The sequence below is a fragment of the Janthinobacterium breve genome, from assembly GCF_051380895.1.
Lineage (GTDB): Bacteria > Pseudomonadota > Gammaproteobacteria > Burkholderiales > Burkholderiaceae_D > Janthinobacterium.
Genome location: NZ_JBNYXY010000010.1, coordinates 71,092 through 84,363, shown reverse-complemented (window position 1 = coordinate 84,363; position 13,272 = coordinate 71,092). Strand labels below are relative to the sequence as shown.

The 13,272-nt window shown below is 61.8% G+C and carries 16 protein-coding genes; 10 read left to right on the top strand and 6 right to left on the bottom strand.

What is annotated here, in order from left to right:
• Window positions 1-130: 130 nt before the first annotated feature.
• From ACQ4W0_RS20635 to ACQ4W0_RS20615, 5 genes are all read left to right on the top strand, one after another.
• Window positions 131-724 carry a phasin family protein gene (locus ACQ4W0_RS20635; protein ID WP_436578460.1) on the top strand — a complete coding sequence of 198 codons (594 nt, stop codon included), beginning with the start codon at window positions 131-133 and terminating at the stop codon, window positions 722-724.
• A gap of 138 nt (window positions 725-862) precedes the next feature.
• A complete protein-coding gene (locus ACQ4W0_RS20630) occupies window positions 863-1,534 on the top strand; it encodes a TetR/AcrR family transcriptional regulator (protein ID WP_436578459.1) in 672 nt (223 codons plus the stop codon).
• Between the two features lie 49 nt (window positions 1,535-1,583).
• Window positions 1,584-2,357, top strand: coding sequence for a tetratricopeptide repeat protein (locus tag ACQ4W0_RS20625; RefSeq protein WP_436578458.1), 774 nt, complete (start codon window positions 1,584-1,586; stop codon window positions 2,355-2,357).
• Between the two features lie 11 nt (window positions 2,358-2,368).
• On the top strand, window positions 2,369-2,914 hold the full coding sequence (locus tag ACQ4W0_RS20620; RefSeq protein ID WP_436510412.1) for an LOG family protein: 546 nt from the start codon (window positions 2,369-2,371) through the stop codon (window positions 2,912-2,914).
• Between the two features lie 312 nt (window positions 2,915-3,226).
• The gene (locus ACQ4W0_RS20615) at window positions 3,227-3,820 is read left to right on the top strand and encodes a PEP-CTERM sorting domain-containing protein (RefSeq protein ID WP_436578714.1); all 594 of its coding nucleotides are present in this window, start codon (window positions 3,227-3,229) and stop codon (window positions 3,818-3,820) included.
• A gap of 131 nt (window positions 3,821-3,951) precedes the next feature.
• Here the strand turns inward: ACQ4W0_RS20615 and ACQ4W0_RS20610 are convergent, their stop codons facing one another.
• The 3 genes from ACQ4W0_RS20610 to ACQ4W0_RS20600 form a co-directional block, all read right to left on the bottom strand.
• Window positions 3,952-4,464: a YgjP-like metallopeptidase domain-containing protein gene (locus ACQ4W0_RS20610; protein ID WP_096234633.1), complete on the bottom strand. Its 513-nt coding sequence runs from the start codon at window positions 4,462-4,464 to the stop codon at window positions 3,952-3,954.
• Between the two features lie 100 nt (window positions 4,465-4,564).
• Window positions 4,565-4,975 (bottom strand): KGG domain-containing protein, encoded by a 411-nt coding sequence (locus ACQ4W0_RS20605; RefSeq protein WP_436578457.1) that lies wholly within the window; start codon window positions 4,973-4,975, stop codon window positions 4,565-4,567.
• A gap of 35 nt (window positions 4,976-5,010) precedes the next feature.
• Complete coding sequence (locus tag ACQ4W0_RS20600; RefSeq protein ID WP_436578456.1) at window positions 5,011-5,523, bottom strand: phasin family protein; 513 nt, start codon at window positions 5,521-5,523, stop codon at window positions 5,011-5,013.
• Window positions 5,524-5,867: 344 nt separating this feature from the next.
• Here ACQ4W0_RS20600 and purU point away from each other — a divergent pair, with 344 nt between their 5' ends.
• Window positions 5,868-6,737 (top strand): formyltetrahydrofolate deformylase, encoded by an 870-nt coding sequence (purU, locus tag ACQ4W0_RS20595; RefSeq protein WP_436578455.1) that lies wholly within the window; start codon window positions 5,868-5,870, stop codon window positions 6,735-6,737.
• A gap of 39 nt (window positions 6,738-6,776) precedes the next feature.
• Entirely contained in the window at window positions 6,777-7,319 is a 543-nt protein-coding gene (locus ACQ4W0_RS20590) for a YaeQ family protein (RefSeq protein WP_034758748.1), read from the top strand.
• 60 nt (window positions 7,320-7,379) lie between these two features.
• Here the strand turns inward: ACQ4W0_RS20590 and ACQ4W0_RS20585 are convergent, their stop codons facing one another.
• The gene (locus ACQ4W0_RS20585; protein WP_436578454.1) at window positions 7,380-8,165 is read right to left on the bottom strand and encodes a head GIN domain-containing protein; all 786 of its coding nucleotides are present in this window, start codon (window positions 8,163-8,165) and stop codon (window positions 7,380-7,382) included.
• Window positions 8,166-8,351: 186 nt separating this feature from the next.
• On the opposite strand from ACQ4W0_RS20585, the gene ACQ4W0_RS20580 reads away from it, so the two are divergent.
• Window positions 8,352-8,987: a class I SAM-dependent rRNA methyltransferase gene (locus ACQ4W0_RS20580; protein WP_034758744.1), complete on the top strand. Its 636-nt coding sequence runs from the start codon at window positions 8,352-8,354 to the stop codon at window positions 8,985-8,987.
• Between the two features lie 52 nt (window positions 8,988-9,039).
• Here ACQ4W0_RS20580 and ACQ4W0_RS20575 read toward each other — a convergent pair whose 3' ends face one another.
• The gene (locus ACQ4W0_RS20575) at window positions 9,040-10,314 is read right to left on the bottom strand and encodes a c-type cytochrome (RefSeq protein ID WP_436578453.1); all 1,275 of its coding nucleotides are present in this window, start codon (window positions 10,312-10,314) and stop codon (window positions 9,040-9,042) included.
• Complete coding sequence (locus tag ACQ4W0_RS20570; protein ID WP_436578452.1) at window positions 10,311-11,051, bottom strand: c-type cytochrome; 741 nt, start codon at window positions 11,049-11,051, stop codon at window positions 10,311-10,313. Before ACQ4W0_RS20570 ends, ACQ4W0_RS20575 begins: the two co-directional genes overlap by 4 nt.
• Window positions 11,052-11,203: 152 nt before the next feature.
• Between ACQ4W0_RS20570 and ACQ4W0_RS20565 the strand changes: the two genes are divergently transcribed.
• Window positions 11,204-12,625: an aminotransferase-like domain-containing protein gene (locus ACQ4W0_RS20565; protein WP_426072399.1), complete on the top strand. Its 1,422-nt coding sequence runs from the start codon at window positions 11,204-11,206 to the stop codon at window positions 12,623-12,625.
• A gap of 253 nt (window positions 12,626-12,878) precedes the next feature.
• Complete coding sequence (locus ACQ4W0_RS20560) at window positions 12,879-13,226, top strand: DUF4870 domain-containing protein (RefSeq protein WP_436578451.1); 348 nt, start codon at window positions 12,879-12,881, stop codon at window positions 13,224-13,226.
• The last annotated feature ends 46 nt before the right edge of the window (window positions 13,227-13,272 follow it).

Below are 13,272 nucleotides of genomic sequence, written 5' to 3'. Positions count from 1 at the left end.
TGCCACTGCGTGCGCTGGCGCACGTTTAGAAGCAGCTTTCTATCGAATTAGACTCCCGTCTCTAGTTTTGCTCTCTAGAATAAAAAGCATCCATGAAGTGGCATGGCCTTTCAAATGACGGGAGCGGGCGATGGTGAAGAAATTGAAGGAGTTGACGGAAGACAAGGAATTGGCGAGTGCCGTGCGCTCGTCCGCGCAGCAGATCTGGCAGGCGGGCCTCGGTGCCTTCGCCAAGGCGCAGGAAGAGGGCGGGCGCGTGTTTTCCAAGCTGGTGAAGGAAGGCACGGAATTCCAGAAGCGCGCCGAAGACAAGGTGGCCGATGTCAGCGACAGCGTCAGCAAACTGGCCGGTGGCATGGGCAAGCAAGCCAGCGGTTCCTGGGACAAGCTCGAGCAAGTGTTTGAAGAGCGCGTCGCGCGCGCCCTGGCCACCATCGGCGTGCCGATGCAAGACGATATCGCCGCGTTGCACGCCAAGATCGATGCCTTGAGCGTGCAGGTGGCAGCGCTGTCGGCCCAGGCCGCGCCGGTGCCCAAACCGAAGGCTGTGGCCAGGCCCGCCGTGAAGGCGGCGCCGAAAGCAGCACCGAAAGCGGCCGTCGCCAAGGCCCCGGCCAAGCCGGCAGCCAGGGCCTCGCCGCGCGCCGCAGCCAAGCCAGCGAGCAAGCCAGTGAGCAAGCCTGCTGCGAGAGCGGCGGCGAAGAAAAAAGCAGCGCCGGCCTGATATGGTGCAGCATGCCTCCAGCCTGCTCGCGCAGGCTTTTTTTTGCCTGCGTTTTTCGCCGGTGCCGTGGGGCCGAGTGTTTCATTACGGCTATCTTAGGTGGTATGCTTGCGGCAGAACACAGAGAGATTGCCCGCCATGCTACAAAAAGCACCACGCCGTACCCGCGAACGCATCCTGGAGTTGTCGCTGCGCCTGTTCAATGAGTTTGGTGAGCCGAATATCACGACGACCGTGATTGCGGAAGAGATGAACATTTCGCCGGGAAACCTGTATTACCACTTCCGTAACAAGGATGACATCGTCAATTCGATCTTCGTTCAGTTCGAGGCGGAAATCGAACGCATCCTGACCGTGCCTGACGGGCGCCGTTCGAATATCGAGGATGTCTGGCTGTACCTGCACCTGATGTTCGAACTGATCTGGCGCTACCGTTTTTTCTATCGCGACCTCAATGATATGCTGTCGCGCAACCGCAAGCTGGAACTGCACTTCAAGCTGATCCTGGCGCACAAGATCAAGGTGGCCACGCAGCTGTGCGAAGATTTGCGCAGCGAACAGTCGCTCGAAGCGTCGGACATGGAAGTCGCTGCGATGGCGACGAATATGGTGGTCGTTGCCACTTACTGGCTGTCGTATGAATATGTGCGCAACCCGCGTAAATACAGCGAGCAGCAATCGATGTCCGATGCGCTGGCGCGCGGCTGCTACCAGGTGCTGTCCCTGATCGGACCATATTTGCGCAATGAAACGCATTTGCTGTTTCGCAAACTGTCGGAAGAGTATGTGACCAAACTCAAGAACGACTGACACGGCCGCTGGCGGCAAGGCGGCAAGTGGTCATTTACAGGAGACATGTATGGCTTGGAAACAATTTCCCTATCCGGACGCAGCATATGTCTACACGCCGCACACCCTGGAGGCGGCCTGGGCGCGCCTGCATGCGGGGGATGTGGAACCGTTTCCCACGCACGCGGCGCTGGTGCAGGCCTGGCTGGCCTTCCATGCGGGCGACTTCGAGCGCGCCGTGAAGCTGGGCCTGGCCGTCGGCGTGCCCGGCTATGCGGTGGCGCACAAGGCGACCTGCATCTACGCCACGCACCTGGAAGTGAACGACAGCCAGAAACTCGACATGTACGAAGAAGTGGCGGAGCGTTGCGAGCGCCAGCAGAGCGAGCAGCCGGACAACCCGGCCGGCTACTACTGGCATGCCTACAGCCTGGGCCGCTACGCGCTGGGCACTTCCGTCGTCAAGGCCCTGGCGCAGGGCATGGGTGCGCGCGTGCGCAACAGCCTGGACCGCACGATGACGGTGGCGCCCATGCATGCGGAAGCGCATATTGCGTTTGGGATTTATCATACGGAAATTATTGACAAGGTCGGCGCCATGATCGGCAGCCTGACCTACGGCGCCAACAAGGAAGACGGCTACCAGCATTTCAAGACGGCGCTGGCCCTGACGCCCTATTCGGCATTGGCGCACAGCGAATATGCGCGCGCCTTGAACATGCTCGACGGAAAGAAAAAGCTGGCGGAAGCGCTGGCCCAGTATGAAAAGGCGGCCGACTGCGTGGCACTGGACGCCAAGGAACGCCTCGAGGTCGAGGCGGCGATCGATGAATTGAAAGGATAAGGACTACTGTGATTAAGGCTTTATGTGTGTACTGTGGCGCCAACGCGGGCGTCTCGCCGGACTATGCCGTGGCGGCGCGTGAATTGGCGCGCGTGCTGGTGGCAGAAAATATTTCACTGGTATATGGTGGCGGCAAGGTTGGCCTGATGGGCGTGATCGCCGATGAAGTACTGCGCCTGGGCGGCGAGGTGACGGGCGTGATTCCCACTCAACTGGTTGAGCGCGAAGTAGGCCACACGGGCTTGACGCGCCAGTTCATCGTGAAGGACATGCATGAGCGCAAGGCGATGATGGCCAGCCTGTCTGATGCCTTCATCGCCATGCCCGGTGGCTATGGCACCCTGGAAGAGCTGTTCGAGATGCTCACGTGGGCCCAGTTGGGCCTGCACGCCAAGCCCATCGGCTTGCTCAATGTCGACCGTTTTTATGATGGCTTGCTGGCCTTCGTGGAAAATGGCAGGGAGCAGGGCTTCATCCGCCCGCAGCACGCGGCTTTCCTGAACGCCGATGCCGACCCTGCCGCGCTGGTGCAGCGCCTGAAGGAGTGTGCGCCCTAGCGTCGTCGATGCCATGCGATATAGCCATGCCCTGGAAAGCGCATGGCTTTTTTTATTTCTGCACGGGAAAATTGATTAGTATCAATAAATCAATTAATAAAAATATGGCTACAATATTTCTTATTTGGCATGTTTTTTTGAAAATGAAGATGCTTTTTAAGCATGAGTGTGTTCTACTGGCATGGTTCAAAAGTTAGAAATGTCGGACACCGACGAGCGTTGTACAGACTCCCAAAAAAAAGGTGCCGATCCGTTTCAAGTTGCCACAGCCACGCTACTTCATCATCTCGAAAGGATGCTATTTTGAAACCAATGACTCTCTTGCGCGCGACTGCTGTCGCTGCCATTCTCGCCGCTGGCGGCGCCCACGCACAAACCACTACCATCGGCTTCGATGCGCTGGAACACCCCGGCATCCTCGGTTCCGTCTTCAACTCCTATTCCGAAGGCGGCTACGATTTCGACAGCAGCTTCCTGGGCCTGTTGAGTTCTGCGCATCAAAGCAACTTTGCCTATGCGGGTTCGGCCGGCCTTGGCGCCACGCTGCTGACGACAACAACGCTGAGCCGTACCGATGGCGCCGCATTCTCGCTGAGCTCGATCAGCCTGGCGGACTTCGTGAGTTTGCCTGGCCCCTACGACGTGACGTTCGTCGGCCATCAGGTGGGCGGCGGCACGGTGACCCAGACCTTCAGTCTCGATGGCAGCCATGCTTTCAGCGATTACACGTTCACGGGCTTCAACAATCTGTTGTCGGCATCGTGGAAGGAAGGCGCCTTGCACACTTTCCAGGTCGATAATATCGCTGCCAGCGTGAGCGCCGTGCCAGAACCGGCCACGTACGGCATGCTGCTGGGCGGCCTGGGTCTGCTGGCCTTCCTGCGCCGCCGCAAGAACGCCGCCTGAGCCTGAACATGGTGCCGGCCACGCCGGCGCATACGTAAAAGCCGCCAGTTTTACCGGGCGGCTATGCAGACAGGCTGGCGCACGCAAACAAAGCCCCCGTGCAACTGCGGGGCGCCTCCGTTACGAGCGGGTCACGACCACAGGCGCTGGCCCGACAGGTCGAGCTGGGTCAGGTACAGGCGCACGTCGAATTCGTACTGGTGGTACTGCGGTTCCATATACGCGCAAAGCTTGTAGAACGCCTTGTCATGTTGCTTTTCTTTCACATGCGCCAGCTCGTGCACGGCGATCATGCGCAGGAATTCCAGCGGCACTTCCTTGAACATGGTGGCCACGCGGATTTCATGCTTGGCCTTGAGCTTGCCGCCTTGCACGCGCGAGATCGAGGTATGCAAGCCCAACGCATGCTGGATCACATGGATCTTGCTGTCGAACGCCACCTTGTTGATGGGCTCGGCATTGCGCAGGAATTCATTTTTCAAATCTTGCACGTACTGGTACAGCGCCTTGTCGTTGCGCACATCGTGCGCGTTCGGGTAGCGTTTCAACAGGACTTCGCCCAGCTTGTCTTGCGCGATCAGTTGTTGCACTTGCGCTTGCGTTTGTTCGGAATAGGCGCTCAGGTATTTCAGGGATGGCTGCATGCGGAGAAGGGCGGGGCGGGGCGCGGAGGTGTCAGTAAGGCGAGAATGTACCATACCGCCGCGCCCCGCGCTGCGCCAGCCCTGGCGCAGGTCAGCCTGGTCAGCCCTGGCCCTTGTCGTCCCCGTCCTTGCTGCCTTGCCGGCTCGCCTTGGCTTGCTGCTCGGCGCTGCCGCTGCGTGCCGCGCTACTGCTACTGCTGCTGCGGCTTTCATTGGCGCGCTGGGCCGATTGTCGGCTTTCGCCGCCTTTCCTGCCGATTTCGGCCATGTGTTCGCGGTTGCGGCTGACGGCTTCACCGCCTTTCTGCCCGGCCCGGCGTGCTTCTTCCGAGTCGAATTCATGCGCCGTGCCCTTTTGATGGGCTGCCTGACCGCCCTTGCTGGCAATTTCGCGTTGCTGCTCTTCGTTCATGGCGGCGAAACCGCGTTTGCCCGTGCCTTTGGCGTTGCCAGATTCGCCGGCTTTCTGGCTGCTGCCAGCGCCTTTGCCCTGTTCATTACTGTTAGCCATGTCGCTCTCCTTGCTGTCGAGTGGGAATCAGATACTCAATGCGCCTGATCGGATTGCCTGCCGGTCTCGCGGCTGCGGCCCGCGCCATCGTGGCGGCCCGTGGCGTGCATTTTTTCGATCATTTCACGCTGGCGCTGTGTGGCTTTTTCCGTTTCTTCGGCCGTCTTGCGCACCACTTCATCGGCGAAGGCCACGGCCGTGCGGCTGGCTTCGGGCAGGTGGTTCTCTGCCGTGCGGTTCATCTCGACATTGGCATTGGCGACGAGATTGCCGAGTTGCTGCTGGTACTGGCGCAGTTTGTTGCTGCCCGGCTGCAACTGGGCAGCCGCCAGCGACATGAACTCGCCCGTATCGCGCGCGCACAGCAGTTGCTGGCTGGCGCTGTTCCATTCCTGCAGCAATTCTTGCGCCAGCCGCAGATGCAGCTCGCTCAGTTGCTGCGCCGTATCGAACAGCTTGCGCGATAGTTCTGTGGCGAAATTGCCCTGTGCCTCCAGGTGGGACTTCAGGGCGGGGCTGAGACTTTTGGGGGGACTGTTGGTGAACATGTTCTACCTCAATGAAAATCTGGTCCGAGAAACACCCGGTGCACCGGATGCGGCGTGTGCTGAAACAAGCAAAGAGATAGACGCCGGATGGCGTGCCAGGTTCCACGTCGGATGCCGGTTTGGCGCGATAATGGCGCCTGGCAGGCGGAAAATCGCGATGACTTTGTGCCAGATCAAATGAACGTGAATCGGCTTGCCACCTCCGGCAGCCATGCAGCTTGTGTGGAAAATGCCAGCTTGCAGGCCCGGCCGTGAGACAATAGCCGGCTCGCGGCAGCGCAGCCGATGGCCGGTGCGCGTGGCTGAGCCGAGCATAGCCCTCTTTTTTGCCTTATTCCGCGACCATGACGCATCCCGAATACATCCTGACCCTGTCCTGCCTGGACCAGCGCGGCATCGTGCACCGCGTGTCCGGCTTCCTGGCCGAACACGGCTGCAACATCCTCGATTCGGCCCAGTTCGGCGACCAGGAATCCCAGCTGTTCTTCATGCGCGTGCATTTCGCGCTGGAAGACGGTGCCGTCAGCGACGCCCAGTTGCGCAGCGACTTCGCCGACCTGTCGCAAGCCATGCAGCTGAATGGCCAATTGCACGATGCGCGCGTCAAGCCGCGCGTGATGCTGATGGTGTCGAAGATCGGCCATTGCCTGAACGATTTGCTGTTCCGCTACAAGAGCGGCTTGCTGAACGTGGAAATTCCCGCCATCGTCTCGAACCACATGGAGTTCTACCAGCTGGCGGCCAGCTACAATATTCCCTTCCACCACCTGCCGCTGGCGGCCGGAGCACCGGAAGCGGCCAAGCTGGCGCAGGAAGCGAAGATCATCGAGCTGATGGACACGCACAAGATCGACCTGGTGGTGCTGGCGCGCTACATGCAAATCCTGTCACCCGGCCTGTGCCAGGCGCTCGACGGCCGCGCCATCAATATCCATCACTCCTTCCTGCCCAGCTTCAAGGGCGCCAAGCCGTATGCGCAGGCGCACCACCGCGGCGTCAAGCTGATCGGCGCGACGGCCCATTTCGTCACGGGCGACCTGGATGAAGGCCCGATCATCGAGCAGGATGTCGAGCGCGTCGACCATGCGATGGATGCCGAAACCCTGACGGCCATCGGCCGCGACGTCGAGTGCGTGGTGCTGGCACGCGCCGTGAAATGGTTCGTCGAGCACCGCATCCTGAAAAATGGCCACAAGACCGTGGTATTCCGCTGATACCGACTTCACTATTCACTTTACCGAGACAGAAACACGATGGCCCTTAAAGCAACAATTTTCAAAGCCGATCTGCAGATCGCCGACATGGACCGCAACTACTACCAGGATCACGCGCTGACCCTGGCGCGCCACCCGTCCGAAACGGACGAACGCATGATGGTGCGCCTGCTGGCGTTCGCCATCCATGCCGACGAAGCGCTGACCTTCACCAAGGGCCTGTTCGACACGGAAGAGCCCGACCTGTGGCAGAAGGACTTGACTGGCGCCATCCAGCTGTGGATCGAAGTGGGCCAGCCCGACGAAAAACGCATCCTGAAGGCCTGCGGCCGTTCGGAACAGGTGATTGTCTACAGCTATGGCGCAACCAGCCACATCTGGTGGAAGCAGATCGCGAACAAGCTGGAACGGGCGAAGAACTTGACCGTGATCAACCTGCCATCCGAGGCGGCGCAAGACATGAGCAAGCTGGCGCAGCGCAACATGCAGCTGCAATGCACGATCCAGGATGGCCAGATCTGGCTGACCGACAGCGTCAACACGGTCTTGATCGACCGCGAACCGGTGAAGCCGGCGCGCTGATTTTGACCGTTTGAAACGCAAAAAGCCCGGAGCGATCCGGGCTTTTGTCATGGCAGGCGTTTAATTGGGCGCGCTGCCCAGGTGCTTGATGCTGCTCGAACGTTGCATGCTGCGGCTGATGCGGGGATCGCCGTAGTAGCTCACTTCGCCCGAGCCGCCGATGCTGATGGCCAAGTCATCCTTGGCCCACACTTCCGCCTCGCCCGAACCGCCGATGCTTACCTGCACCTCGCGCGCGGCCAGGCGGCCCGCCTGGATATTGCCCGAGCCGCCGATCGATGCCGTCAGCTGCTCCGTCTTGCCGCTGGCCTTGAAGTTGCCGCTGCCGCCGATGGCCACGGACACCATGCGGCTGTCGAGGTCGCGCGCATCGATGGAGCCGGAGCCGCCCACATCGAAGCGCAGCTTCTCGGCACGCAAGCCCGTTGCCGTGATGTTGCCCGAGCCGCCCACGCTGATGCGCTCTACCTGGCGCGCCTGGATGACAATGGTCAGGCTGCTCTGGCGGAAGTTGGCGTTGCGCTTGGCGGGCCGGATGCGCAGGGTGCCGTTTTCCACCGCCGTCTCGATCAGCGGCAGGATATTGTCATCAGCCTCGATGGTGACGCTGTCCGTGTTGCCGATGCGCAGTTCGACCGTGCCCGGCACATTCAGCGCCACGCCATGGAAACTGCCGACCTCGCGCGTCTGCTTTTGCAGCTTGCCGCTGCCCTGGGTACTGTTGCTGGAAATCCAGTCCAGCGGCGACGCCAGCGCCGGCGCGGCCGGGATGGCCAGCGCGCAGACGGCCAGCAGCAGGGCGGTCACGGCGCGGGCATGGCGGGGTTGGAAAATTGCGAGTGTCATTCTTGCTCCCTGTTTTGAATTGGACTGCATGCATGGTATGCCAGCCGGCCACGTCTGCGTACCACGCTGCGACAGACGGCAATGCTGGCGGGACAGAATGCAGGAGGATGCGACTGGATGGCATGAGGTATCATGTCGGTGGGACATACGACGACCGGCACGCGCCGGTCACACTACTGGAATTACATGCTGATCATCACCATCAAACAGGGCAAGGAAAAGAGCTTGCTGGGCCAATCGTGGATTTACGCGTCCGCGATTGAAAAAGTCGAAGGCAAGCCGCAGGAAAAAATGAAGCCCGGCTCGACGGCCATCGTGCAAAGCTCGTCGAAGCAGTTCATCGCCCGCGCCGCCTACAATTCGAAGTCGCAGATCCGCGCGCGCATCTGGAGCTTCAAGGAAGACGAACCGGTCGACCACGCGCTGATCAAGCGCCGGGTCAAGGCCGCCATCGAAAAAAAGCTGCCGGCCATCAAGAAGGCGGGCGAGAATCAACTGCTGACCCTGATCAAGGGCGAAGACGAGGGCTTGCCGGGCCTGGTGGTACAGCTGTTTGGCGGCGTGCAAGGTTATCTGATCTGCGAATTCAATGCCGGCGGCGTCGATGCGTGGAAAGTGGCCATCGTACAATCGCTGATGGCTTCCACGGGCTGTGCGAACGTGTATGAGCGCTGCGACGACTTGATGCGCAAGGGCGAAGGCTTGCCCCTGATCGACGGCGCCCTGGCGGGCGAGGAGCCGCCCGATGAAGTCATGCTGACGGACAATGGCGTGCGCTATGCGCTGGATTTGAAAACGGGACATAAAAGCAAGTTCCGCTGAGAATGGCTGTGGTTCATGAAAAAGCCGGCGCGAGCCGGCTTTTTCATTCCTGCTACTCCAAGGGCACGCTGCGGTACTTGTTCACTTCCAATGCAGAAACCGCCGGCGCATCATTGCCCCACGAGGCGCGCAGATACGTCACCACGGCTGCCACCTCGGTGTCATCCATGACGGGGCCGAACGGTGGCATGCCGTAGGGGCGCGGGTTGCCGCTGGTGCCCGGCGCAAAGCCGCCGTTGAGCACGAGGCGGATGGCGTTGACGGCCGAGTCCGTCGTCAGCGCACGGTTGCCGGCCAGCGGCGGGTAGCCGGGCGGCACGCCCTTGCCGTCGGCCTGGTGGCAGCTTGCGCATTGCGTTTCATACAGTTTCGCGCCCAGCGCCAGCTGCTGCCTGGCTTGCTCCGACGTCTGGCGCGGCGCCCGTTGTGCCCCTTGCGCGGGGCCGGGCAAGCTTTTCAGGTACACGGCCATCGCCTGCACGTCGGTAGTGCCCATGTGCTGCAAGCTTTGCCGCACCACCTCGGCCATGGGGCCGAAGACGGTGGCGCGCGGCGAGACGCCCGTTTGCAGCAATTCCACGATATGCGCCGTGTCCCAGTCGCCCAGGCCCGCTTCCGCGTCCGACGTCAGCGAAGGCGCGTACCAGCCCAGGACGGGGATCAGGCCGCCCGACAGGCCGTCGTCGCTGCCGCCCAGGGTGGTGCGGCTGCTATGGCAGGCGCTGCAATGGCCCAGTCCTTGTACCAGGTAGGCGCCGCGGTTCCATTCCATGCTTTGCGTCGTGAGGGGCTGGTACACGCCCGGTTTGAAGTACAGCGCGCGCCAGGCGGCCAGCGCGATTTGCTGGTTATAGGGGAAGCGCAGCGCGTGCGGCGCGTTTGCCTGCCTGTGCGGCGGCACACTCTGGAAATACGCGTACAGGGCGTCGCTGTCTTCGCGCTGCACCTTGGTGTAGCTGGTGTACGGAAAGGCCGGATACAGCAAACGGCCATCTTTCGACTTGCCGTTGTGGATGGCGCGCCAGAATTCGTCGGCCGTCCAGCTGCCGATGCCCGTTTCCTTGTCGGCCGTGATGTTGGGCGAAAGCACCTTGCCGAACGGCGTTTGCAGTGCACGGCCGCCCGCGTACGCCACGCCGCCGCGCGTCGTGTGGCACGCCATGCAGTCGCCCGCCTTGGCCAGGTAGGCCCCGCGCGCGACCAGCTGTTGCTGGCTCAGGGTGCTGGCCACGGCAGGCGGGCCGATGTCGTTGTCCGGGTACAGCAGGAACTTGGCGCTGCCGCCGGCGATCAGCACCAGGCCGGCCGCGATCATCCATTTTTTCATGGCGCCACCTGCGCGGTAGAACCCGGCACGCCGCCGCAGTGCAGCGGCAAGGGCAGGGTGATGCTGCTGGCGGGACGTGCGTCGGCGCTGGCCACTTGCGTGCCCAGCCAGGCCGAGACGGCGCCTACGTCCGCGTCCGACAGGCGCTGCGCCACTTGCGCCATGCAGTCGGGGGCGTGGGCGCGGCGGATGCCGTTCTTCCAGGCGCCCAGTTGGGCGTTGATATAGTCACGCGGCAAGCCCAGCAAGCCGGGAATGGCGGGCGCCACGCCGGCCAGCTGCTGGCCATGGCAGGCGATACAGGCCGGGATTTTTTTCGCACTATCGCCCTGCAGCACCAGCTGCTTGCCCCGCGCCAGGGCCGTCGTGCCGGCGCTGCTGGGCTGGGCCGGCGGCGGGGCAGGGTGCTGGGCCGCAAAATAGTCGGCGATTTCGCGCAAGTAGTCGTCCGGCAAGTGCTCGACCATGTAGTTCATCATCGGATACTGGCGCCTTCCCTCGCGGAAATTGAGCAGCTGGTTGTACAGGTAGCCGGCCGGCTTGCCGGCGATGCGGGGAAAGAAGGCGTCGTGGCGCTCCTTTTGCGCATGGCAGGACGTGCACGCCTTGATGCGCTGCTCCAGGCTGTCGTGGCCGGCTGGCAGTGCGGCAGGTACGGCCAGCGCCATGCCGGGCAAGGCGGCGGCCAGGACCAGGGCCAGCACGAGGGGGGAATGCAGTTGCACGGAAAGTCGCATGGGAAATGGCATGGAAAAATAAGCTGTCTCGTTGGTCAGGATGGCGTGCCGGTGTTGCTGCCCGGATGTTGTTACCCTAGCATATACCGGGTGCTGTCACTGTGACAGGATCAGTTGTGCAATAAAACTACGGATCAGTTTGAGGAGCAGGGTTGAAACGATATGAAGAATTGGCGGAAGAGGTTGCCGCCATGATCAGCACGCAGCTGTTGCTGCCTGGTGACAAGTTGCCCTCCGTGCGCCAGCAGCATGCGCGCAGGGGCGTGAGCCCGTCGACGGTGTTCCAGGCGTATTATTTGCTCGAAGCGCGCGGCATGATCGTCTCGCGCCCCCGTTCCGGTTATTACGTGGCGCCGCAGCGCGCCGCGCTGGCGCCCGAGCCGGACAGCTCGCGCCCGCTCGACGCCAGCACCACCGTCGATGTCAGCGACCTCGTCTTCGAGGTGCTGGGCGCCGTGGGCGCGCGCGATATCGTGCCCTTCGGCTCGGCGTTTCCCAGCCCCCATCTGTTCCCCATGGAACGGCTGGCGCGGGCCGTCTCGGCCAGCATGCGCCGCCTCGACCCGTGGAGCACCGTGACGGATTTATCGCTGGGAAATGCGGAATTGCGCCGTCAGATCGCCCTGCGCTACCAGCTCGATGGCGTGCTCGTTTCCAGCGATGACATCGTCATTACGAATGGCGCGCTGGAAGCGCTGAACCTGTGCCTGCAAGCCGTCACGCGGCCTGGCGACACGGTGCTGATCGAGTCGCCCAGCTTCTATGCCTGTTTGCAGGCGCTGGAGCGGCTGGAGCTCAAGGCCGTCGAGATCGCCACCAGCCCGCGCGACGGCGTCGACCTGGCGGCGCTGGAAGAGTTGCTGCAGCGCCACCAGCCCAAGGCATGCTGGCTGATGACGAGTTTCCAGAATCCCTTGGGCAGCCTGATGCCGCCGGAAAAGAAACGCGCGCTGGTGGAACTGCTGGCGCGCCATGGCGTGCCGCTGATCGAAGATGATGTGTATGGCGAGTTGTACTTTGGCAAGCAGCGTCCCGGCCTGACGAAAAGTCATGACAGCGCGGGGCTGGTCATGCATTGCAGCTCGTTCTCCAAGACCCTGGCGCCAGGTTTCCGGCTGGGCTGGGCCGTGGCGGGCCGCTACGCGCGCCAGGTCGAGCGCTTGAAACTGACCACCAGCCTGTCGGCGCCCATACCACTGCAGATGGCGCTGGCCGATTACCTGGCGCAGGGCGGCTACGACCGTCATTTGCGCCAGCTGCGGCTGACCCTGGCGGCACAGCAAAACACCATGCTGCAAGCCATCGCCGTGCATTTTCCGCCTGGCACGCGGGTCACGCGGCCGCAGGGCGGTTATTTTGTGTGGGTGGAGATGCCTGCTGGCGTCGATGCGCTGGCCTTGCACCGCAGCGCGCTGGCGGCCGGCATCAGCATTGCGCCCGGCCCCATCTTTTCCGCCACGCGCGCGTTTCGCCATTGCATCCGCCTCAATTACGGCCACCCGTGGAGTCCACAGCTGGAAGACGCCATCGCCACGCTGGGGCGGCTGGCGCTGGCGGCGGCAAGCGGCGCATGAAAAAAAGTCGGCTGTGTCCCCGGCGAATAGGGGAAATGCCGGAATCTTCCCGCTGCGCAGCTGTCTGACTCTGCATACTGAACCAGGCAGGGAGCCGATCATGCGGCCAGCCGAATGGAAGGCGACACTGGCAGCATTCCCACATCTGACGGTGACATGGCCCAAAAAAGTCCCTTGCGCCAGCAAGTGTTTCATTTCAAAAAGAAATATTGCTGTTATATTGATGTATCTACAACTAATGATGGGAATAATAATGGATAACACGCAGCCGGAAGTAACTCGTACGCAAGATACGACGATCGCCATCCTGTCCCACGTTGGCGGCCTGTTCACCAGCTGGGTGGCGCCGCTGATCATTTATTTGATCAAGAAAGATGATGCGGATAAGTTCTCGGCCGAGAACGCCCGCGAAGCGCTGAATTTCCAGATCACCCTGATCATCTGGTATTTCGCCTGCTTCATCCTGTCGTTCGTGCTGATCGGCCTGTTCCTGTTCTGGGTGGTGGCGCTGGCCAACCTGGTGTGCTCGATCGTCGCGGCCGTCAAGGCCAGCAATGGCATCACCTACCGCTATCCCTTGACCTTGCGCCTGGTTAAATAAGGCAGTGCCGGCCGCCCGCTTTCATCGCGGGTGGCCGGGCAGCGCC